Annotated in this window: 20 protein-coding genes; 9 read left to right on the top strand and 11 right to left on the bottom strand. The window is 42.1% G+C overall.

All coding sequences use genetic code 11. From position 1 onward, the window contains the following. Nucleotides 1-2: 2 nt before the first annotated feature. Nucleotides 3-524, top strand: coding sequence for a hypothetical protein (locus E0H82_RS10405; protein ID WP_228258651.1), 522 nt, complete (start codon nt 3-5; stop codon nt 522-524). An 87-nt stretch (nt 525-611) separates the two neighbouring features. On the opposite strand, the gene E0H82_RS10400 is transcribed toward E0H82_RS10405, so the two are convergent. Further along, nucleotides 612-944, bottom strand: a complete 333-nt coding sequence (locus E0H82_RS10400; protein ID WP_131264550.1) for a HopJ type III effector protein — start codon at nt 942-944, stop codon at nt 612-614. A gap of 162 nt (nt 945-1,106) precedes the next feature. Here E0H82_RS10400 and crcB point away from each other — a divergent pair, with 162 nt between their 5' ends. Then, the gene (crcB, locus tag E0H82_RS10395; protein ID WP_131264549.1) at nt 1,107-1,490 is read left to right on the top strand and encodes a fluoride efflux transporter CrcB; all 384 of its coding nucleotides are present in this window, start codon (nt 1,107-1,109) and stop codon (nt 1,488-1,490) included. A 91-nt stretch (nt 1,491-1,581) separates the two neighbouring features. On the opposite strand, the gene E0H82_RS10390 is transcribed toward crcB, so the two are convergent. From E0H82_RS10390 to E0H82_RS10375, 4 genes are all read right to left on the bottom strand, one after another. Beyond that, the gene (locus tag E0H82_RS10390) at nt 1,582-1,836 is read right to left on the bottom strand and encodes a type B 50S ribosomal protein L31 (RefSeq protein WP_131264548.1); all 255 of its coding nucleotides are present in this window, start codon (nt 1,834-1,836) and stop codon (nt 1,582-1,584) included. A gap of 97 nt (nt 1,837-1,933) precedes the next feature. Further along, a complete protein-coding gene (locus tag E0H82_RS10385; protein WP_131264547.1) occupies nt 1,934-3,238 on the bottom strand; it encodes an ABC1 kinase family protein in 1,305 nt (434 codons plus the stop codon). A 307-nt stretch (nt 3,239-3,545) separates the two neighbouring features. Beyond that, entirely contained in the window at nt 3,546-4,844 is a 1,299-nt protein-coding gene (locus tag E0H82_RS10380; protein WP_323052914.1) for an MATE family efflux transporter, read from the bottom strand. Nucleotides 4,845-4,936: 92 nt separating this feature from the next. Continuing rightward, nucleotides 4,937-5,398: a DMT family transporter gene (locus E0H82_RS10375; RefSeq protein WP_131264545.1), complete on the bottom strand. Its 462-nt coding sequence runs from the start codon at nt 5,396-5,398 to the stop codon at nt 4,937-4,939. 79 nt (nt 5,399-5,477) lie between these two features. On the opposite strand from E0H82_RS10375, the gene hemW reads away from it, so the two are divergent. Together hemW and hchA are read left to right on the top strand one after the other, a co-directional pair. Further along, a complete protein-coding gene (gene hemW, locus E0H82_RS10370) occupies nt 5,478-6,677 on the top strand; it encodes a radical SAM family heme chaperone HemW (RefSeq protein WP_416224498.1) in 1,200 nt (399 codons plus the stop codon). 805 nt (nt 6,678-7,482) lie between these two features. After that, nucleotides 7,483-8,352 (top strand): glyoxalase III HchA, encoded by an 870-nt coding sequence (gene hchA, locus E0H82_RS10365; protein ID WP_131264543.1) that lies wholly within the window; start codon nt 7,483-7,485, stop codon nt 8,350-8,352. A gap of 169 nt (nt 8,353-8,521) precedes the next feature. On the opposite strand, the gene E0H82_RS10360 is transcribed toward hchA, so the two are convergent. Next, nucleotides 8,522-8,707 carry a hypothetical protein gene (locus E0H82_RS10360; protein WP_131264542.1) on the bottom strand — a complete coding sequence of 62 codons (186 nt, stop codon included), beginning with the start codon at nt 8,705-8,707 and terminating at the stop codon, nt 8,522-8,524. A 339-nt stretch (nt 8,708-9,046) separates the two neighbouring features. Here E0H82_RS10360 and E0H82_RS10355 point away from each other — a divergent pair, with 339 nt between their 5' ends. Further along, entirely contained in the window at nt 9,047-9,913 is an 867-nt protein-coding gene (locus E0H82_RS10355; RefSeq protein ID WP_131264541.1) for an alpha/beta fold hydrolase, read from the top strand. Nucleotides 9,914-10,021: 108 nt separating this feature from the next. Here the strand turns inward: E0H82_RS10355 and E0H82_RS10350 are convergent, their stop codons facing one another. Then, on the bottom strand, nt 10,022-11,845 hold the full coding sequence (locus E0H82_RS10350; RefSeq protein ID WP_131264540.1) for an acyl-CoA dehydrogenase C-terminal domain-containing protein: 1,824 nt from the start codon (nt 11,843-11,845) through the stop codon (nt 10,022-10,024). Nucleotides 11,846-12,085: 240 nt separating this feature from the next. On the opposite strand from E0H82_RS10350, the gene E0H82_RS10345 reads away from it, so the two are divergent. Next, nucleotides 12,086-14,473, top strand: a complete 2,388-nt coding sequence (locus E0H82_RS10345; RefSeq protein ID WP_131264539.1) for a hypothetical protein — start codon at nt 12,086-12,088, stop codon at nt 14,471-14,473. A 72-nt stretch (nt 14,474-14,545) separates the two neighbouring features. On the opposite strand, the gene aroE is transcribed toward E0H82_RS10345, so the two are convergent. The 3 genes from aroE to hemF all read right to left on the bottom strand — a co-directional run bounded on the left by aroE (nt 14,546) and on the right by hemF (nt 16,816). Continuing rightward, entirely contained in the window at nt 14,546-15,334 is a 789-nt protein-coding gene (gene aroE / locus E0H82_RS10340) for a shikimate dehydrogenase (protein WP_131264538.1), read from the bottom strand. Nucleotides 15,335-15,447: 113 nt separating this feature from the next. Then, nucleotides 15,448-15,639, bottom strand: coding sequence for a hypothetical protein (locus tag E0H82_RS10335; RefSeq protein ID WP_131264537.1), 192 nt, complete (start codon nt 15,637-15,639; stop codon nt 15,448-15,450). Nucleotides 15,640-15,868: 229 nt separating this feature from the next. Next, complete coding sequence (hemF, locus tag E0H82_RS10330; protein WP_131264536.1) at nt 15,869-16,816, bottom strand: oxygen-dependent coproporphyrinogen oxidase; 948 nt, start codon at nt 16,814-16,816, stop codon at nt 15,869-15,871. Nucleotides 16,817-17,048: 232 nt separating this feature from the next. On the opposite strand from hemF, the gene hemN reads away from it, so the two are divergent. Next, nucleotides 17,049-18,419 (top strand): oxygen-independent coproporphyrinogen III oxidase, encoded by a 1,371-nt coding sequence (gene hemN, locus E0H82_RS10325; RefSeq protein ID WP_131264535.1) that lies wholly within the window; start codon nt 17,049-17,051, stop codon nt 18,417-18,419. A 57-nt stretch (nt 18,420-18,476) separates the two neighbouring features. On the opposite strand, the gene ribA is transcribed toward hemN, so the two are convergent. Next, nucleotides 18,477-19,079, bottom strand: coding sequence for a GTP cyclohydrolase II (gene ribA / locus E0H82_RS10320; RefSeq protein WP_131264534.1), 603 nt, complete (start codon nt 19,077-19,079; stop codon nt 18,477-18,479). A gap of 302 nt (nt 19,080-19,381) precedes the next feature. Between ribA and dxs the strand changes: the two genes are divergently transcribed. Further along, on the top strand, nt 19,382-21,289 hold the full coding sequence (dxs, locus tag E0H82_RS10315; protein WP_131264533.1) for a 1-deoxy-D-xylulose-5-phosphate synthase: 1,908 nt from the start codon (nt 19,382-19,384) through the stop codon (nt 21,287-21,289). Between the two features lie 116 nt (nt 21,290-21,405). Then, nucleotides 21,406-22,236, top strand: a complete 831-nt coding sequence (locus E0H82_RS10310) for an inositol monophosphatase family protein (protein WP_116761081.1) — start codon at nt 21,406-21,408, stop codon at nt 22,234-22,236. The last annotated feature ends 297 nt before the right edge of the window (nt 22,237-22,533 follow it).

The following is a 22,533-nucleotide window of genomic DNA, read 5'->3' as shown; positions in this document are numbered from 1 at the left end:
GTATGTTAAGTACAGGCTCAATGGCATCTTCGATTGAATATAATATTGCCAAGGGTTTGGCACCGATTGCTAAAGATCAATCGATTTCTGTGTTGCAGCCGTTTAAGGGGGATTTCCGAATTTTGGGGTCTAAAGCCTATAGCGATGATGAACAAGCCAAGTTTTCACCGATTGATTATGCGGTCAGTTGGGGGTTGTTTGCAGAACCTGAAATAGCCCGTCATATTTCAGTCAATCAATATGACCGTTACCTAAATTGGAAAATGGATAAAGTCCCTGTGTCGACAGTACAAGCCATGCAAATGGTGTCGAATATGCATATTATTCCTGCCAATCCGCAGGTTGCACAGCAAATTCAGAAAGTTAAACGAGGAGATTTGGTGCGCTTGCAGGGTGATTTGGTCGAGATTAAAGACAAAGATCTGGTTTGGCGCTCATCTTTAACACCCACAGATACGGGCGATGGTGCGTGTGAGTTGTTTCGGGTGAAATCGATTGTTTGGATTGAAAAAGTCAAAGCATAATTGAATTGGTTAGGGCACTGTTCAATCTTTATTTCATTGTGAAGTGAAGGACAAATTTGAACAGTGCTTTTGCAGATGAATGTGCAATTATTTTGCAGTTAACGCTTGCCCATCAAACTCAATGCCCGCCCAGCCATTTTGCATAAATTGGCGAATGTTCTGATGATCTGTTGCTTCAGGCGTAGCCAATACTGCAGCATAGTGTTCTGCAAATAAAGACAAGGTTTGCTCAGGATTTAAATCATTTAGCTTGGCAAAAGAAAAGACTTTGGCACTGCCTTGGTTTTCAGTTGCAGCATTGCTGTGTTGTCCATTTTTGAACGCCGTTGGGCTATGGCTATAACGTGCTTCGATATAAGCCAATACATCTGCAAATTTAGCTTCACCTGATTGTAATTGTGCCAGTAAGTCCTGAGCCATAATGTCCTCAAACACAGTAGAAAATAGCTTCTGACTATAGCAAATTTTGCCTAAATTCGGATGTTTTTTATATGGGTTATGTTCTTATCTTACAAGGATCAGCGTTGACAATACGCGATGAGAGGAGGATAACAGGGTTTATTTAATGTAGATCATGTAAGCATGAATTGGCTATTAGTGGCACTGGGTGGTGCAATCGGTGCTGTTTCTCGTTATGGTTTGGGCAGTTATTTCATTAAAACCAGTTCGACCTTTCCGTGGGCGACGTGGTGTATTAACTTGCTGGGTTGTTTTTTGGCAGGTGTATTTTTTGCCTTTAGTCAGCAATATCCGACTTTACAGAACAATGCGCGTTTATTTTTGATGGTGGGCATTTTAGGTGGCTTTACCACATTTTCCAGCTTCGGATTAGAAACCTTTAATTTATTGCGCGAAGGACAAGCCCTGTGGGCAATTGGCTATGCCGTTTCAAGTGTCATTCTTGGGGTGATTTTTCTGGCTGTGGGCTATGTTATTTTTTCTTATTTATTGCAGCTTAAAACTTAAGCATAAAAAAAGAAGTCTAAGTGGAGGATAGGGGACTTAGACTTCTGAATAGTTGTAGTCTAGAACGTCAAACTTAAATTAAGATTAATTTTTAATGATTCCGTTGAAAACGTGCAAAACGTTTATTGAAGCTGGCAACGCGACCTTCATTGCTGGCTTGACGCACTTCACCTGTATAAAACGGATGTGAGGCGCTAGAAATATCTAAGCTGACATAAGGATATACTTGTCCCTGATAGTCTTTTTGCTGCGCTGTATGCATGGTACTTCCAATAATAAAATACGCATCGGCATTGGTATCATGGAACAGCACTTCACGATATTCGGGATGAATATTTGGACGCATGGTTAAACTCCTTATTGAATCTTAATTGGTATGTTATAATATAACATAAATAATCCAAATAAAAAGACCGATATTGCTATTGGTCTTTTTTGGAGTTTTATTCGATATGTGGCGAAGGGACAAGTGCTTCAAAAACATCATTTAAATTGTCATTCACTTTTAAATGAATGAGATTCCAATAATGTCCAGACACGGTGCGATTGACCATTAAGGTATCAGGAGAAGGTTTAAACACATCCCAATATTTCAGTGATGATTTCACCAGTTCCATGCCATCATGATGCGCTGAATTTTCTGCAAAATCATAATGTGTCGTCAGTGGGCGCATCAATACTTCTAACCACGCTTTATACAGCGGTTCAGGGAATTTTCCTTGTTCAGCAATGGCATGTAAGGCATTCAGTTGCTGTTCAATTTCGGAAATATCCTGTCGACGTGCGGCTTGGATTAATTGTTTGAAATGATGCACGATTTCATTAGACAACACTTTCACACCGCCGTAATCATAAATAATCACGCAGCCATCTTCACGAAAAGCGAAGTTGCCCGGATGTGGGTCACAGTGAAAGCGTTTTAGATAGAAAATTTCCTGCCCAATCGCGCGCAGTAAACGTCGACCTAATTCATTGCGGGTCTGTTGTGACCATGTGCTGGCAGTTTCAATACTGTCACCAACTTCTAGGCTTAAGGTCAGGACATGCCGTGAAGAGTAATCGGGATAGACTTTGGGAATAATAATTTTACTGTCGAGCTTCTCGTGGAAGGTACGTGCGACTTCTAAATTCTGCGCTTCAATCTGGTAATTCAATTCGTTGTCTAAGCTGGTTTGAATTTCCTGAAATAAACGGTCCTGCAATTTGCGATCGACCTTTAATACTCCCATAAGGCGTAATGCCAGTCGAACTTGTTTCAAGTCACTCTCACAGGCTTCATCCACCCCTGGATATTGCACCTTTACCACCACTTGTTCACCATGCGGTAAGATGGCTTTATGCACTTGACCAATTGAAGCAGCGGCAAAGGGCTGTTCATCAAAGTGTTTAAAGATTTGATCTAAAGGTTTGCCCAGTTCTTTTTCGAGTTGTTTTTTGATTTCGGCAAATGGCATGGCTGGGGCTTGGCGTTGCAGTTTGGCAATAGCACGTGCAACTTCAGGCGGAAAAATATCTTTATATTGTGAGGCAATCTGACCGACTTTCATCACGGCACCTTTCATCTCACCGAGGGTATCCGCAATTTGAATGCCTATATCTTGAAACAACTGGCTACGTGCCGCATTTTTTTGTTCTTCATCGGCATTAAAGTTTCTAATCGAATTGGACACGGTTTTGGTGGCAATACTTGCAGTCATACTGGCAAGTTTCATAAAGCGACGACCAGGTGTACGAGCCGTTTTGGCCATGCAGTGTTCCTCGGAAAGATCTCGGTCTTGAGTGTTTTTGATCATAGGCGTTAAAACCCAGTTTGCCTATTTTAAATTGTTAAAAATGCGTGTAGATGCTTAGAAATTTGGTTTAAATCAGCAATTTTTATGGTTATTGTTGAGTGAAAAATGCCAAAAAGCATTTCATCAATTGAGATCATCGCAGGATGAAAAAAGATAAATGGGATCATCAAAATGGTGTGGCGTATGAACAGGTCAATTGATAGGCCTAAAATAGGCACGTGTATTCCCTTGCATTCGAGCTACAAGGGAACACAGGCATTGATTAAGCCGACTGTTTGAGGCGGTGATTATTGAGATATAAACGGCTGAGCAACAGCACACAAGCAATACTTAAACCGACAATCAAGCCTACCCATACGCCAGCTGCTTGCATGGCGGTAAAGCGTGCCAAATAAATACCCACGGGAAAGGCCACCACCCAATAGGCAATCATGGTGATCCACATTGGACCTTTGGTGTCTTGCATACCACGCAAACAGCCCGCAGCACTGACTTGCCATGCATCCATGAGTTGGTAGGCAATTGCAAACAAAACCAAATACATCGCAATTTGTGCAACACCATAGTCCGACGTATAAATCGCAATAATTTCAGCGCGAAACACCCAGAGCAGTAGCATGGTCATCAGCGCCAAAACGGTTCCTGTTGCCAGTCCGAGTTTTTGGACTTTCCGCATGGCTGCCCAGTTTTTCTCACCATAATAGGTTCCCACGCGGATGGTGAGAGCAATCGCCAAGGACATTGGAATCATAAACAATTGTGAGGTAATCGAGATCGCAATTTGATGGGCGGCGACAATGGTATCGCCCAATGGACTGAGAATAATGGCTGCGGTACTGAAAATACTGACTTCAAAGAAAATGGCCAAGCCAATCGGTAACCCCAATTTTAAAATACGTTTGATCCAGTAAGGGTTTATCTTTTCCCATAAAGCAAAGACTTGTGTGGTTTTATACGCACTGCTTTTAAAAATATAGGTGGCAAGAGTCAGGAACATGAGCCATTGCAAAATGGCCGTTGCAAAGCCACAGCCTGCACTGCCCAATTCGGGCACAGGTCCTAAGCCATACATAAACACAAAGTTCAGCGGAATCAGTGCGACTAAAGCTAGAAGGCTAATAGCAGTGACAGGTCGTGGATAGCCTAAAGCTTCTGAATAGCCGCGCAGCGCCGCATACATAGTCACAGCAGGCATACCAAAACCAATCGCATGTAAAAACAGGCTGGCTTTGGGTTGCAGGCTTTCAGGTACACCAAACAGTGGCAGTAAAAACGGCATAACTTGTAAAACAAGTCCTGCAATGGTTCCCAAAATAAATGCGACCCATAAAGACTGTCGGGCAATGATGGCAATTTTTTCAGGTGTACGAGCACCTTTGGCTTCCGCCACCAAAGGTGTGGTCGCAATCATGATGCCACTAAACAGCAGCATGACAGGAATCCAAAGACCAACTGCAACAGCAATAGAGGCTAAATCGTTTGGCGATAAATGTCCTGCCATAATGGTATCAATCAGACCCAAACCAGCTTGGGCAAATTGCGTCACCAAAATGGGTAACATTAAATGGAAAAGTTGTTTTAATTCATAGCGGGTAGATATGACATTCGACACAAAAATTACTCATCTTCATTATGTGCTTGGTCAGAATAAATTTAGCGTTGTAAAGTGAGAAGCACACCAATAAAAATTACGACGCCACCAAGTAAACGCTGCCAATTCACAGGCGTTTTGTCGGTACCAAGTAGACCGAAATGGTCAAAAATCATCGACGTCAGGATTTGACCAAAAATGACCAACCCTGAGAACGTAAGAAAACCTAATTTAGGTGCAGTATAGATGCTTATACTGATGGCATAAACCCCTAAGCATCCACCCAGCCATAGGTATCCAGGAATACTGGAAAAATCTTGTAAATTGGGTTTAGGTACGGGTTGCAACAGTACCAACAGGGCTAGGACCATTGTCCCTACAGCAAATGACAACAATGCTGCTTGAAGTGGTGAATGCAAATGTTCTCTTAATTGGCTGTTAATTGCGGTTTGAAAGGTCATGGCAATGCCAATACCGAATGCAAGCGGTAAGAAAAACAGCAACTGGCTCGATATTTTCATCATTTTAAACCATTCATTCTTCTTGTCTTTTTATCAGTCTAATCCAAATACACACAGATTTCATAAGTGTCTTGATGCAGTCATGTTAAAATATGCAAGATTACCGTTGTGCTTTAGAGTCTTTTCCTTGACTGATTTACATCCTGAAAATATTCCCTTGTCTTTATATATTCACATGCCTTGGTGTGTGCGTAAGTGTCCGTATTGCGACTTTAATTCGCATGCGGTGCCAGATGGCAAACTGTCTTTGGATTTGGAGCAACAGTATTTACAGGCTTTGGTTGAGGACTTTAAGACCCAAGTTGAATTTGCTCAAGGTCGAGCCATTCATAGCGTATTTATTGGCGGTGGTACGCCCTCGCTGATTTCTGCACAAGGTTATCAATGGTTATTTAGCCAATTAAAAGCCTTGCTGCCTTTTAAGGTCGATTGTGAAATAACTTTAGAAGCCAATCCGGGTACAGTAGAGCATGATCCTTTTGCCGATTATTTAACAGCAGGAATTAATCGCCTCTCGATTGGGGTTCAAAGTTTTAACACTGAACATTTAACCAAGTTGGGACGAATTCACAGCAATGCCGATGCGATTTCAGCGATTGGTTTGGCGCGTGATGCTGGCTTTCAGCGAATTAATGTCGACCTCATGCATGGTTTGCCTGAGCAGACTTTAGAACAAGCCTTATTGGATTTGCAGCTCGCGGTAGACAATGGTGCAACGCATATTTCATGGTATCAACTGACCATTGAACCGAACACAGTATTCTTTAGAACCCAACCGATTTTACCTGTGGATGATGTACTGGAAGAGATTCAGGCTCAAGGTGAAGCCTATTTAAAAGCACAAGGCTTTATTAACTATGAAGTTTCGGCATGGCGTAAAGAATTACCTTCGGCACATAATTTGAATTATTGGCAATTTGGTGATTACTTGGCGATTGGGGCAGGCGCACATGCCAAAGTTACCCAGCCAGATGGCGTGTACCGTTTTCAGAAAACCCGTTTACCTAAAGATTATTTAGCCAAAGTCCCTGCAGAGCATGTGCAGTTTAAGCAGATTGCAGCCGATGAATTGCCGTTTGAGTTTATGATGAATGCTCTGCGTTTAAATGCAGGCGTTGCTGCCGAAAATTATGCACAGCGTACAGGTTTGAATCTGGATGGTTTGGCTGAAACTCTAGACTCTCTCCGCAGTCGAAAATTGATGTCGGATGATATAAACCGTTTGGCATGTACCGAGCAAGGACATGTATTCTTAAATTCGGTCTTGGAAGAGTTTCTCTAGCTTAAATACAGAGCATTACTGCGTCAGTTTAAGCATAACCTCTTATTTTTATTGAAAGTGAGAGCTAAATTTTGATGGTTTTACTGACCAGCAGCATTTAACTCCAATTGGACTTTTTGTTGATCGTGAAAAGCTTTGTTGTACAAACATTCAAAAGCTGACCGTCTTTTAAATCATTCAAACTCAAGGCACGATTGGGGTATGCAGTCTGCCCAAAGTTGTAAGTTTATTAAGAGTGGTTACACGCGCCTAGATTTCGTTAATCTGACTTAAAAAATGCTTTGAATTTATATGTGTTGAATGTCATTGAGATGACATGAAATCTAGCTGATATTGCAATATAAATCAGTTCTCGCTTGGATAAAGCTGTGATTCCTGCCACGCATTTTTCTAAATATCCTAAGTTTGACTGCATCGGTAAAATGCTTCATACGGTGAATTATTTTGACTTTGTACGAATTGGCTTACATCAATTCCCGCTTTTTGCGCCTATACGTCTACATATGATTTTCCTAATATAGAAGCATAGAGAGCAGGATGCTCCAATAGAATAATAATAAAGATCAGCACAAGGACGCAGGTACGACAGGAGTTATACCTCAGCACTTAATACGAAAAAACCCCGACAGGATGTCGGGGTTTTTTTATTGCCCAATTTTTTATCTTGCCCTGAAAACAAACGTATATTTACATCTTACAACAGAGACCTTGTGAAACTTTGTTATGCTGAATAAATGAGCTGTGGTACAGGACTCTAGGTTTCGAAAAATTGAAAATAACCAAGCAATAACAAAGGAGAATCAGCATGGCACAGACCAGCCAAGACCGTAATCCAACCCCAGATTTAGCTGAAGATAATGCCTTTTTCCCTTCACCTTACTCACTTTCTCAATACACCGCCAGTAAAACTGATTTCGATGGAACCGACTATCCGACACTTTATACTGGACATAAAAAAATTTTGATGATTGCAAGTGATGAACGCTATTTGCTGATGAAAAATGGCAAGTTCTTCTCTACAGGCAATCATCCTGTAGAAACCTTGTTGCCGATGTATCATTTAGATCGTGCAGGTTTCCAAATTGATATTGCGACCTTATCGGGCAATCCCGTTAAGCTTGAAATGTGGGCGATGCCGCATGAAGATGCTGTAGTGCCAGCAACATTCCAAAAATATTTAGCCCAGTTTAAAAAGCCTTTAAAACTTGCAGATGTATTGAAAAATAGTTTAGGTGAAGACTCTCCCTATTTGGCTGTCTTTATTCCCGGTGGGCATGGGGCTTTAATTGGTCTACCTGAAAGTGAAGACTTAAAAACCTTACTGAAATGGGCGGTAGCCAAAGATAAATTTGTGATTTCTTTGTGTCATGGGCCAGCAGGCTTATTGGCAGCGGCTGTGAATGAAGCACCAGAAAACTATATTTTCAAAGGTTATAAAATGTGTGTTTTCCCCGATGCACTCGATCAAGGGGCAAACTTAGACATAGGTTATATGCCGGGGGAGTTACCGTGGTTACTGGCAGATCGCTTAGAAAAGTTGGGAGTCGAAGTGGTCAATAAAGAAATGTCGGGACAGTGTATTCAAGACCGTAAGTTAATTACAGGAGATAGTCCTTTGGCATCGAATACCTTGGGTAAAATGGCTGCACAGGCACTTTTGGCTGAGGCTCAATAGTTGAACTGTATTAAATCAAGAGTGCTGTAGCACTCTTTTTTATTATTCAATTTTCTTATCGAGGGCTTCATTGTCACCTCATCTCTCAAACTTGAACACTTAGCTCTAAGACTGCTTAATCAGGATAAAGGGCTAAATTAAAAAACTTATTGGCTTCAACCAATTTGCTTCAACCCAATTGTTTAAAAATCGTGTGGCCTTGACCTGTGCCATGTATCACCACAACTTTGGTGTCTGGCTTGCTTAGATCTTTAAATCCTTTAATAGGTTTGGGATCTGCTTTAGATGCCATTGGCATCACGCTGGGCTTTTTCAGGCTATTGTGGCGTCGGGCCAGTGGTGACTTGAACGTCAATCTCGGTCTTATTTTTTGTGGATGAATATAAATATCTCATATGGATTTTTCTATTAAGGGGTTCAGCATTCGTAGCTTTGAAATTTACGACAGGAATTCAGGCTCTGATCGATAGGGAGTGAGCAACTATATGCTAAAAAGACAGCATATAGGACGGTGGAGAATAAACGTGAACTGAATATGAAAAGTATGTGTCTAAACGCTTATTTATTTTGTGCAAACCATTCTTTTGGATGGTTTTTTAATCAGCAGATCCCAATAGAATCAGACTTAGATCGATAGGACATAACAATATTTTCTAAGTATGAAACGGTCTTTTTTAACATGGAGTTTGTTTAAATGAGTCATCCTATTCAACGCTTTAGCTTTCATCATCGTAGTTATCAACTTTCATATCTCGATACGCATCCAGATCAGCAAGATCGTCCGATTGTGTTGTTTTTACATGGTTTTCCAGACACCGCAAAGCTCTGGCTAAAGTCGATGGACTTACTGAGTCAGCAGGGCTATCGTTGTATTGCACCCGATACGCTCGGCTGCGGTCATTCGGAAATTTCTGAACGTGAAAGTGACTACAATGTGACACAGATTATTCAAGACCATATTGCTTTACTGAATGTGTTGCAGATTGCAAAAGTGCATGTGGTGGGTCACGATTGGGGAGCAGCAGCAGCATGGTTTTTAGCGTGTTATCATCCAGAACGGTTCCATACTTTAACTGCTTTATCGGTCGGTCATCCTGGGGCTTTTGCCGAACCTAATCTGCATCAATTAAAAGCGTCTTGGTACATTCTTTATTTTAAATTGATGGGCAGTGAAAATTTACTTAAAACAAAAATGAAGATGGGGCTTGCGAAAGTGTTTGATGACCATCCTAATATGGCTGAGGTGTCTCAACGTTTTAAAGAGCCTCAACGATTGGTTGCAGCACTAAATATTTATCGAGCCTCTTTGCCGAAAGAGTTATTCCGCAAACATCCGAAATGTACGGTACCGACCTTAGGCTTATGGAGTTATACCGACCGTTATTGTTTAGAACCACAAATGCACAATAGTCAAAAATGGGTGAGTGGGACGTGGCGTTATGACAGTATTGATTGTCATCACTGGATCCCTTTGGCAAAACCTGAATGGCTGAGTCTAAAATTATTGGCACACTTTCAGTCAAATGGTCTTAAAGCACAGCCTGTTGTCCTGAGTGCCTAATCAGCATTGATTTAATGTGTGGCTAAAAACATTGCAGAACTGTTGAAAGTAAAAAAAAGAGCACCTAGGCGCTCTTTTTATCGGTCTGATACTTTTCTTCGTTTTTACTTAGTAATCAAAACTAAAGTGTTCCGCAGCCAAAGAAGTCATGGTACGTGAAGGATTGACCATTGCTTCGGCATGACCTTGTGTACGAGGTAACAAACGCTCAAAGTAGAAGTCAGCGACTTTGATTTTGGCTTTATAGAATTCAGGCGTTTCTTGACCTTCACCCGCTGCAAGTTTGGCAGAAGCCACCGCCGCTTGTTGTGCCCAGAAGTAAGCCATCATCACATAGCCCGAGAACATTAAGAAGTCTACTGAGGCACTTGATACGATGTCACGGTCTTTACGTGCTGCAAGCATAATGCGGACAGTCAACGTATTCCACTGTGCACAAAGCTTGGTTAAGTCCCACGCAAAACGGCGCATGTATTTGTTGCGCGCATGTTGACCACAGAATTTCAAAATTTCGGCTGTATAGTCACGAATCACTTTACCTTTAGAGGTCAGTAAAACTTTACGACCAATTAAATCGAGGGCCTGAACACCTGTGGTACCTTCATACAAAGTTGCAATACGTGCATCACGTGCAATTTGCTCCATACCCCATTCTTTAATATAACCGTGACCACCATAAACTTGCATACCATGGTTGGCTGCTTCTAAGCCGAGTTCGGTCAGAAAACCTTTTAAAATTGGGGTATAAAAACCTAAATGATCATCGGCTGCTTCAAAAGCGGCTGTATCACCCAGTGTTAAGGCATCCGCCATTTTATCGGCAATTTGTGCAGCATGATAAATCATGGCACGACCGCCTTCAGCAATGGCTTTTTGGGTCAGTAACATGCGACGAACATCGGCATGGTGAATAATTGCATCAGCGACTTTTTCAGGATCTTTCTTGCCTGAAAGGGCACGCATCGACATGCGTTCTTTGGCATATGGTAGTGCGCCTTGGAAAGACAGTTCCGCATGTGCAATCCCTTGAATGGCCGTACCAATACGTGCCGTGTTCATAAAGGTAAACATGGCATGTAAGCCTTTGTTTGGCTCACCAATCAGATAACCCACAGCATTGTCAAAGTTCAATACCGCTGTTGCAGAGGCACGAATCCCCATCTTATGTTCAATCGAACCACAGCTTACAGGGTTGCGTTCACCTAGGCTGCTGTCTTCATTCACCAAGAATTTAGGCACAATGAACAGAGAAATTCCTTTGGTACCAGCAGGCGCATCTGGAAGGCGCGCAAGCACGATATGAATGATGTTTTCAGTTAAATCTTGTTCGCCCGCAGAGATGAAGATTTTGGTGCCTGAAATGCTATAGGTACCATCGGTATTTGGTTCGGCCTTGGTTTTGACTTGACCTAAATCTGTACCACATTGTGGCTCGGTTAAACACATGGTGCCTGACCATGTCCCCGCCACTAAGTTTGGCATATACAGATTTTTTTGTTCATCTGTACCAAACTGTAAAATGGTGTTCATACAACCCACACTTAAGCCTGGGTACATTTGGAATGACCAGTTTGCTGTCCCCATCATTTCCGATTTAATCAGGTTTAATGATTGTGGTAGGTTCTGACCACCAAACTCTTCAGGGAAAGACAACCCTTGCCAACCGCCTTGGACAAATTGGTCATAGGCTTCTTTAAAACCTTTTGGGGTTTTCACTTCACCATTGTCAAAATGGCAGCCTTCTTCATCGCCAGATTGGTTAATCGGAGAGAGTACGTTTTCACAGAAATCCGCCGCACCTTCTAGAATCATATCTACAGTGTCAGCATCAGCGAGTTCGCCGTTGGATAAAGTTTTGTAATGTGCAGGGTAGTCAAACACTTCATTCATTAAAAAGCGAATGTCATGTAAAGGAGCTTTATATGCTGGCATGATATTAATCCTAATTTAAAAATAGTTTTGGATTATCTGAATCGATAATTTGATTATTCACATTAGTTATAAAAATACATTGATAGTGTAGCCCAATAAAAATGTCAGAAAGGCTAATTAAGGTAAAAATTGTTATCAAAATATTGTATTTTTTTGCTACAGTATCTGCGGTCTTTTGATCATTTAATCAATTTTCTTGATGTCTTAAAGTATAAATAAATAAGGGGTTTAAAAAAACCTATGCGTTTAAAATATTTAAGTTGCTGTCTTTTAAGTTTGAGCATGGTCGGTTGCTCTCAGCATGTCATAAAATCCAATTCGAATGCATCTTCTTTGGCCAATACCTCTTTGGAACAACAAGCGGTTACTGGCGTCAATGCGATGTATGAATATCCGAGTTACGATTATCGCGGTAACATGGGTTTCCAGTTCGATACCAGTAAAGGCAAAATTGCCAGTACTCAACCAGCCTCGAATTCAACGCAGAATTTAGACCCTGCCATTCAAAAGCAGTTAGATCAGTACTTAAAACAACAAAAGTTGTCGTTGAGTAAACAAGAAAAACTGGCCTTGTATGAGGCAATTGTTGCAGAGCAAAACCCGTCGTATGCTTATAGCAAAGGCTCGGATTCATCATCCGCACGCGTTGCTGCTGGTCTCATGAATTTCATGAATGATTTAAAAATTAGCTATGATGGTTCGGTCCATTATCGAGACAAAATGGCCTCGTTAAATCTGGTGGCCAAATATCAAAAACCAACACTACTGGTTGAAGCTAAGCTCCCAATGGTGGTGGATTTTCAAAACTATAAGTTCTATGCCAATTATTTCGCTTTCATGCCGTACTTGGTCAATAAAGACAGTCAGGCATCTTATGCGTATCTAGATTTTTCCAAATATAAACAAGATCTTGATCGTGTCAATGTACCTAAACTGGTCGATTACCTAAAACAGATGAATGCTTTGCCTTATGTACTGGCAGACACTAAACAGTTACAGCGTGTGCATGTTTCAGCATCAGAAAAACAGCAGGGCATTCGCAACAAAATCCGCTATCAAGGTGATTTGGGCAGTTTAATCCTGCAAATGAATACTTTTGAGCAAATCAATAAACCGTATTTTAATCAGCAGGTCTTGGGCTTGGTTGAAACTGATGCCGTCAGTGAGGATGCATCAACAGCAGCAGAAGAGGCTGCAAAAGCTGCAGAAGCCGTGGTTGAAGCAAGCAGTTCATCGGTAAGTACACAAGCTTCTTCATCTTCCGAGCGTGTTGCAACCTTAATCAACAATCGTTTGGATGAGTTGTTATATCCAGAGCAAGAATCAACCGACACCGCTGAGAATACGGAATATGTTGCCGAAGCACAGGAAGAAGCTGTTGAAGATGCAACTGCGGCAGATGTTACCACTGCTGCGGTTACTACAGCATCGTCAAGTCAACTTTTATCGGAACAGGCATGTGAAGCGTTGTTGGGCAGTAAAAAACATCTCGCGATGGGCGATGTGACTTACTGTCAGGATATGTACGGCATCAAGTTGCTACAAGCAGAGCAAGACAATACGAAATCAACGGCTTCTGCTTCTACGCTTGAGAAAAACTTGCTGGCGATGCAAGAGATACAACATATTTTTGAACCGTATGTCAGCGAGAAATTGACGGATGTACAAGCGTTTAAAGCACTATGGATTAAGCATCAGCCTGAAATTCAGGCTGCTTTAGCAGAAAGTGAACAGGCTATGCCAGTGACTGTTGATGTTGCGCTGGATGATCAAGGTCGTGCAGTAGATTTGGCATATCAATTACAATTTGCTGATGAGAAGATGGGTAATTTCGGTATCCATGTAGATATGCAGGTCTTGAATTATGGACATGCTACACCGATTGATAAAAAAGCGTTACGTGATGCTAAATCGGTTGAAGAAGTCACCAAAGGTTCAATGTTAGAAAATGTAGTGACTGGTTTTACCAAATCTTTAGGCATGTCTGAAAGTGATTTGGATGGGCAGCAGACAGATCGTTTGAGCTTTGATCAGCAGTTGTCGGACTTGGCAGAAAAAACCTTTGCGAGCACGGGTTCTTATATCAAAACCTATCAATCCGTATTTGTTTTGATGCTGTCTGCAAACCGTCCTGAAGTGGTGAAGCACTATAGCAATAGTGAATTAAATGAAATTGCGGAAGTTTATGCTTACCGATTCAATGACCGTTTAGAAGAACCGAAAGGCAAAGCGTTAACACGCTTAAATGCACTCAAGGACAAGCATAAATTGCTTGAGCCAGACCAGTTTGATGAGTTGGGCTATAGTGCTGCGCGTATTGTTCAGGAAGCTTCAGAAGGCGCGAAAGAATATCAGGCATGGAATAAGCGGATTCAACAATTCAAAACCCCACAAGCAGTATTTGCAGACTATTATGTTGAATTATTTAAGGATGATTATGAGCTGAATGCTGAGCAAGTCACATCCTTAAAAAGTGCGGCAGTCGTGTTGGGTCAAGCCTTTGCCGATGATCGTAAAAATAAACTTTCGGAAAAATCCATTGCCAAGTTAAGCAAAGACCACGATGGTTTTATGGATTATGATCTGTATGAAAAAGCCTATGTAGCTGTGGTGACTCACCTGAAATAAAGCCATAGATCAAAAAAAGCCAACCCCAGTCGGTTGGCTTTTTTTATTTTTTGCATGGATTTTATTGAGTGATTAAAGGAAATCTTTTAATTCAGGCTTTACCCCATTCCAAATTGAAAAGGCTTCAATGGCTTGTCCGACTAACATGCCAAAACCTTCAGAACTTGGAATGCCGCGTGCTTTGGCTTGATCAAGAAAACTGGAAGGTTTACCGTAGGCCATTTCATAAGCATGCTGAAAGATCAGTTGTTCTGGAAGGATTAAGGCTTCACCACTCAAACTGGCAGAAGTGGCATTAATCACCAAATCAAATTCTCCAGTTAAGGTGTCGAGCGCTGTCGCACTGAGTTCAGCTTGCGGGACATGCTGTTGTAAATCTGTCACCAGTTGTTCCGCCCGAGATAGGGTGCGATTGGCGATCACGATTTTTTTCGCGCCTGCTTGTACCAAGGGGTAGATCACACCACGTGTTGCTCCACCCGCACCTAAAATTAAGATACGGCTTTGTGTGAGTGACCATCCCAAGGCGTGTATGGCATCGACCAGACCTTGGCCATCGGTATTATCGCCATACAGTATTCCATCTTGCATCCACAGGGTATTGACTGCCTTGGCAATTTTAGCGCGTTCGGTCAGTATCTGACATTGCGCGAAGGCCTGCTCTTTAAATGGAACAGTGACATTCATGCCGCAGCCTCCCTGAGCGAAAAACTCCTGCACACTGGCTTCAAAGCCATCAAGAGGAGCCAAACGTTTGCTGTAGTGGAGATCAATGCCTGTTTTTGCTGCAAAGGCATGGTGAAGTTCAGGGGAACGGGACTGTTCAATCGGGTTGCCAATCACGGCAAACTGTTTGCGCATCACACAAGATCCAGTGGAGAAATATGCAGCACTATACGGTAATTTGGTGCAATGCTAAAGACCAGAACGCCTTGAATGATTCTCTCTGAGAGAGCTTCTTATTGCAGATATACTTAGGGGTTACAAATACCTTGTACAACCTCAATTAATAATAAGAACAAGGTAATCAGCAAAACAGCGCCTGCCAAAATAGTGACACTTAAACTCAAGTGATCGGTGAGTGCATATTCATAAATAAGATTAATACTGAGTGCGGCACAAAAGGTAAACAGCGTGCTCCAAAATAATCCTGTTGTTGATGGCATTGTTTTAATCATCATTAAACCTAAAGTTAAAAAAATCACCGTCCATTTGACCTGTTGCTACACATACAGTGAATCAACGCATTGAACTTGAATGAGTGTAACCAAAAATCAGGTGTTGCACAGTTTAAAGCTGTAAGCGAATATGCCAGAAATGTTCACATCCTTCAGAAACCATATGCAAAAAAATAGCCACTTTCAGTCGTGGCTATTTTAAAATTTATGCAGCTGGTTATTGTGGAGCCAGTTCTGTTAACCAGTCCTGCGGTTTTAAGTAGTAATCGGTTAGGCGTTTTTCGGGACTATTTTGTTCCCATTCAGGCCGATACGACCATGCGGCTAAATTAGGCAGACTGACCAAGATGGATTCAATCCGTCCACCTGTTTGTAGCCCAAATAATGTGCCGCGGTCATAAACCAAGTTGTATTCCACATAACGACCACGACGGTAAAGCTGAAATTCACGTTGTGCTTCAGTATAGGGTTTATCTTGATTTTTTTGGAAAATGGGCAAGATAGCGTTTAGGTAACCATTGCCCACGGCTTGAATGTAGTTAAAACAGGTTTCAAAGTCCCATTGATTTAAATCATCAAAGAATAAACCACCAACACCCCGTTGTTCATCACGATGCTTTAAATAGAAATAGTCATCACACCATTGTTTATGTTGCGAATAAACCGTTTCGCCAAATGGAGCACATAAGTCATATGCCGTTTGATGCCATGACAGTACATCTTCATCATTAGGATAAAATGGGGTGAGATCAAAGCCACCGCCGAACCACCAAATCGGGTCTTGTCCTTCAGGCTCCGCTACAAATAAACGGACATTGGCATGTGACGTCGGTACATTGGGGTTTTTAGGATGAATCACTAAAGACACGCCCATGGCTTGCGCTTTTGCACCTGCAATCGAAGGATGACGTTCGGTGGCAGAAGCAGGCAGTTTGGAAATGTTGATGTGTGAGAACATCACCCCGCCTTTTTCAATCACCGTACCATTTTGTAATACGCGTGAACGTCCGCCACCGCCTTCAGGGCGTTGCCAATCATCAATCACAAATTCAGCAGTTCCACCGCCAGCACGTTCTTGTTGTTCTAGACTGGCGCAAATACGGGCTTGTAAATCGAGAAGAAAATCACGAACACGTTGAATATCTGTGGACGTTGGATGCTGCATCTCTAGCCTCTGAAAAATAGTAAAAGTTGCCCTAACATGTAACATAAAATCATAAAAAAATTAAGGTTTTTTTCTTATTTGGGTGAGTGGAGTTGTGTGTTTAAAGGGGAGTATCTATCTGATCTCATAGAAATTATCCCGACTAAAAGGCTGGGTTGAATTCTGAATTTAAGCTCCGCACAATAGGAGGCTCAAGCCTGTTGTATCAGGCAGAGATTCTGATGGGGCATCCATGACTCAAGCCAATTCACTCATTCAAAAATATAACGTTGCAGGTCCACGCTATACCAGTTATCCGACTGTGCCGTATTGGGAAGAGCAAGATTTTAGTTTGGCGCAATGGAAGCAAAGCCTAAAACGGGCATTTAATGAATCTAATGCTCGCGAAGGCATTAGTTTGTATATCCATCTGCCGTTTTGTGAAAGCCTATGTACCTTTTGTGGGTGTCATAAACGCGTCACCAAAAAGCATGAGATGGAACAGCCTTACATTCAAGCGGTGTTAAAAGAATGGGACCTGTACTGTCAGTTGTTGGTGGAAAAACCCATTATCAAAGAAATTCATTTGGGCGGTGGCACACCGACTTTCTTTTCGGTCGAACATTTAACCCAACTCATTCAAGGCATTTTGGCGAAAGCTGAAGTTGCCGAAGAATATGAATTTAGTTTTGAAGGGCACCCGAACAATACCACGCGAGAACATTTACAAGCCTTGTATGACTTGGGCTTTCGCCGTGTCAGTTATGGGGTGCAGGATTATAATGAGAAGGTGCAAAAAGCTATTCATCGCATTCAACCCTTTGCCCATGTCCAACAAGTGACGGATTGGGCGCGGGAAATAGGCTATACCTCTATCTCGCATGATTTAGTGTTTGGCCTGCCTTTCCAAGATTTAAGCGATGTTTTACATACCATTGATCAAACCAATCTGTTACATCCAGACCGTTTGGCATTTTATAGTTATGCACATGTGCCTTGGATTAAAGGCAATGGACAACGTGGTTTTAAAGATCAGGATGTACCGAAAGACGACTTAAAGCGTCAGCTCTATGAAGAGGGCAAGAAAAAACTGCTGGCACATGGATATTATGAAATTGGGATGGATCATTTTGCTTTGTCACACGACAAAATGTATCAAGCCTTTCAGCAAGCGAATTTGCATCGTAATTTTATGGGGTATACCTCATCGAAAACCCAAGTCATGATTGGTTTGGGGCTGTCGTCCATCAGTGATAGTTGGTACAGCTTTGCTCAAAATGAAAAGACTTTAGAAGATTATTATGCGCGCCTAGAACAGAATGAAATCCCTGTCTATCGTGGGCATATTTTAAGCGATGAAGACTTGGTCATTCGGCAACATATTCTGAATTTAATGTGTACCTTTACGACGTCATGGCAGGACAAAGCTCAGAGATTTACAGAATTATCACAGGTGCTACAACAACTGGAAGAAATGCAAAAAGATGGTTTGTTAACGATTGAAGCCGATCACATACAGATTACCGAGCAAGGTAAACCTTTTGTTCGAAATATTTGTATGGCGTTTGATTTACGTTTAAGTCGGAAAATGCCGAATAACCGTATTTTCTCAATGACCATCTAGCTGATTTTAGTGTTGATGTTGGTTGGAAAGTGTGCGAACAAATAAGGTAAGGATGACTTAAAAGTCATCCTTTTTATACATGTGTGCCATACGTTCATGTTTGGTTTTTAAATAATCTTCATTGAACGGATTTAAACCCACAGTGAGTGGTACGCGATCAATCACATTAATGCCAAGATCGGTTAATGCTTTAATTTTGAGTGGATTATTGGTCACTAAGCGGACCTCTTTGATATTGAGATGATCCAACATAATGCTACACATGTCGTAGCGACGTGCATCGGCAGGTAAATTCAGCATGAGGTTGGCATCGACGGTATCATGTCCTTGATCTTGCAGGGCATAGGCGCGAATTTTATTGGTAAGACCAATGCCGCGACCTTCCTGACGTAAATAGAGAATAACGCCTTGTCCCACGTCATTAATCAGTTTTTGCGTGGCTTGTAATTGGGGGCCACAATCACATTTTAATGAGGCAAAAGCATCGCCAGTTAAACATTCCGAATGAATGCGAACCAATACTGGACCCGTTGGCGGTGTATCGAGTCCTTTAGAGAGCGCCACATGTTCTTCACCCGTTTTCGGGTCTTGGAAGACCGTAATTTTAAATTCACCAAAAGCAGTGGGAAGGCGAGACGTTGCGACAAATTCTATAGGCACTGTTTAACCCGTTAAATAGTTTATAAATTGACTAAAGTATAGCGTAATGCTTGGACATTAGTAGAATAGTGACGTTGAAAATGTGTGCAAGATTTTCTTTTTTGTAGAAAGCGAACGATAATAGTTGATAAATAGCTATATTATTCAGGATAATCTAGGCACCAAAAAACGCCAATTGAGTTTTGTACTCAAGTACGCATCGCCAGAAATGTGGCTGATTGAAGGTGATATCATCCCACGATGATCGAGTAACCCATTTACCTAGCTTAGGATTTGCCAGGCTTTAGAAGGCTTTGCCACATATGTTGTATACAGAAATACCAACTCAACGCCCTGTAACACCGTTGCTGGATACGATCGATCATCCACAACAACTGCGTTTGCTCGCGCGTGATCAACTACCACAAGTGGCGGATGAGTTACGTCAATTTATTTTGTATGCAGCTGGACAAAGCGGCGGACATTTTGGCGCGAACTTGGGTGTCATTGAGCTAACAGTTGCTCTGCATTACTGTTTTAACACGCCAGATGATCGCCTAATTTGGGATGTGGGGCATCAAGCCTATCCGCATAAAGCTTTAACAGGTCGTCGTGAGTTGTTAACCACCATTCGTGCTAAAGATGGTTTGGCGGCATTTCCTGCGCGTGAAGAATCGATTTTTGATACCTTTGGGGTCGGGCACTCTTCTACCGCAATTTCTGCGGGTCTGGGGATGGCCTTAGCACGTCGTTACCAACAAAATCCTTGCGATGTGGTGGCGATTGTGGGTGATGGTGCAATGACTGCGGGCATGGCCTTTGAAGCCATGAATGATGCAGTGGCGCATAATGCTGACTTGATGGTAGTGCTCAACGACAACGATATGTCGATTTCATGCAGTACAGGTGGTTTTGCCAAACATTTGGCTGCCATTTGGGAAAGTGGTCAGTCGGTTCATATTTCAGAACAAGGTGAAGCCTATGTTCAGCCGCATCCAAAATGGTCGTACAATTCACGGTTGCATCAATCCGCAACGGAAGCCGCGGACAATCTATTTAAAGCGATTGGTTTTGATTATTTCGGCCCATTCGATGGTCATAATGTCAAAGAATTGGCACATGTATTTGAAGCTTTGAAAAAGCGTAGTGGCCCACGTCTAATTCACGTCTATACCAAAAAAGGCAAAGGCTTTGCAGCTGCCGAAGCAGAACAAATTAAATACCATGCCATTAGCAAAATAAATGCCAAGGTAACGCCGCAAACCGCGCCTAAATATTCAGATGTTTTTGGTCAGTGGTTATGTGACCAAGCGGCACAAGATTCGCGTTTACTGGCCATTACACCTGCCATGTGTGAAGGTTCTGGCATGGTCAAGTTCGCGCAGCAATATCCAGAACGTTTCTTTGACGTGGCGATTGCGGAACAGCATGCGGTGACTTTAGCTGCGGGCATGGCCTGTGAAGGTTTAAAACCTGTGGTCGCGATTTATTCGACTTTCTTGCAGCGTGGTTATGATCAGTTGATTCATGACGTAGCATTACAAAATTTGGATGTGACGTTCGGTATTGACCGTGCAGGTCTGGTGGGCGAGGATGGTCCAACCCACGCAGGTGCGTATGACTATGCCTTTATGCGTACTGTGCCGAACATGGTGATTATGGCACCGAAAGACGAAAATGAATGCCGTCAAATGCTGCATACCGCCTATTTATATCCAGGACCCGCTGCGGTACGTTATCCACGAGGCAATGGCTTAGGGGTAGAAATACAACAGCACATGACTGAGCTTGAAATTGGTCGCGCGGAAATCATCTTGCAATTGAACGAAACTGCCGATGAACAAATCAGTATTTTGGCCTTTGGTAGTCGTGTTGCTGCATCTGTAGAAGCGGCACATAGTCTGGCACAGCAACTGGATGTTGGGGTGCGTGTGGTCAATATGCGCTTTGTGAAACCTTTAGATGAGCAGATGTTGTCAAGCTTAGCCGATCAAACACAATTGTTTGTTACGGTTGAGGAACATGCGGTGATGGCGGGTGCAGGGAGTGCGGTCAATGAATATTTGGCACAAGCACAGATTGTTAAGCCGATGTTGAATTTAGGTTTGGCAGATAACTTTATGCATCAGGCAACACACAATCAGATGTTGCAGCAAGCGGGCTTGGATGCACAAGGCATTGTTAAATCAATAGAATCCGTATGGTTAAAGCTTGTGCAAAATATAAGCTAATCAAAAGCTAAATTTTCGAAACATTTTTTCCCTAAAAGCGCTTATATTTGTTAAGATATAAGGGCTTTTATGCATTATTCTTTAATCAATATCTTCAAATTTGTAGTGGGTGTTCAATGGAACCTATGGTGGTGATGGCTGCGCGTGCGGCTCAAACAGTCGGTCAAGAGCTTTTAAAAGCGCATCAAAATCGTCATAAACTTGATCTACAAGTCGAAGAAAAAGGAATTGATGGACCAGTAACGCGTGTAGACCGTTATTTGGAACAATTGACCATCGATACCCTACGTAAAAGCTATAAAAACCACAGTTTCCTTGGTGAAGAGTTTGGTCTTCAAGAAGGCAAAGGTCACGACGCAGATTGGTGTTGGATCATTGACCCACTTGATGGTACTTTAAACTTCATTAATGGTGTTCCTCACTTCTGTATCTCTATTGCAGTTCAACATAAAGGCATTACCCAACACGGCGTAATTTACGACCCTGTGAAAGATGAATTGTTCTCTGCAAGTCGTGGTCGTGGTGCCATGATGAACCAACGTCGTATTCGTGTAAATGTGAAAGACAGCCTTGAAAATACATTCATGTCTGTAGGTCATGCTTACCGCGCAAAACGTAATGGTGAAGTGATTTCTTATGCAAAAAATCATTTTGCTTCATTGTTAAATGTAACTGAAGCTGGCGCGCAATACCGTCGTACAGGTTCAGCAGCATTAGATTTGGCATATGTAGCAGCGGGTCGTTTCGATGCTTATTTCGAACTCGGCTTAAAGCCTTGGGATATCGCAGCAGGCGAGTTGATTGTGAAAGAAGCGGGCGGTACTGTGGTTGATGCACGTGGTGGTAGCGACTCTATGGAAAATGGTCAAGTACTTGCATGTTCAATGAAAATGTTAAAGCCATTAATGCAGGCTGTAGTGCCAGCATGGGGCGAAGCTGCCAAGTAATCGAATGATGACGTGATCAAGTGATGATAAAAAAAGCTCTCAAAATTGAGGGCTTTTTTTATATAGAATTCCAAGGCTTAATTGCATCTTTGAATAATATTTTGTAAAAAAATGGTAAAAGTCGATTAAAATAGGTGACTTTTAAAAATATGCTGTTATAATCTCGCCACGCACTAAATTTCGTTCATTACCTGAACATTCTCTTCTATCATTGTGTATGCGCGTCCGGTCCAAAGAGAGGACATTATTTCGCGCCCCACCCAATCGCTTAAGCGATTCCTTCAGGTTGCGGCTGTA

Origin of the sequence: Acinetobacter sp. ANC 4910 (genome assembly GCF_004331035.1) — a bacterium.
Taxonomy (GTDB): domain Bacteria; phylum Pseudomonadota; class Gammaproteobacteria; order Pseudomonadales; family Moraxellaceae; genus Acinetobacter.
The sequence above is the reverse complement of the archived record's forward strand: the minus strand, read 5'-3'. Positions and strand labels throughout refer to the sequence as shown.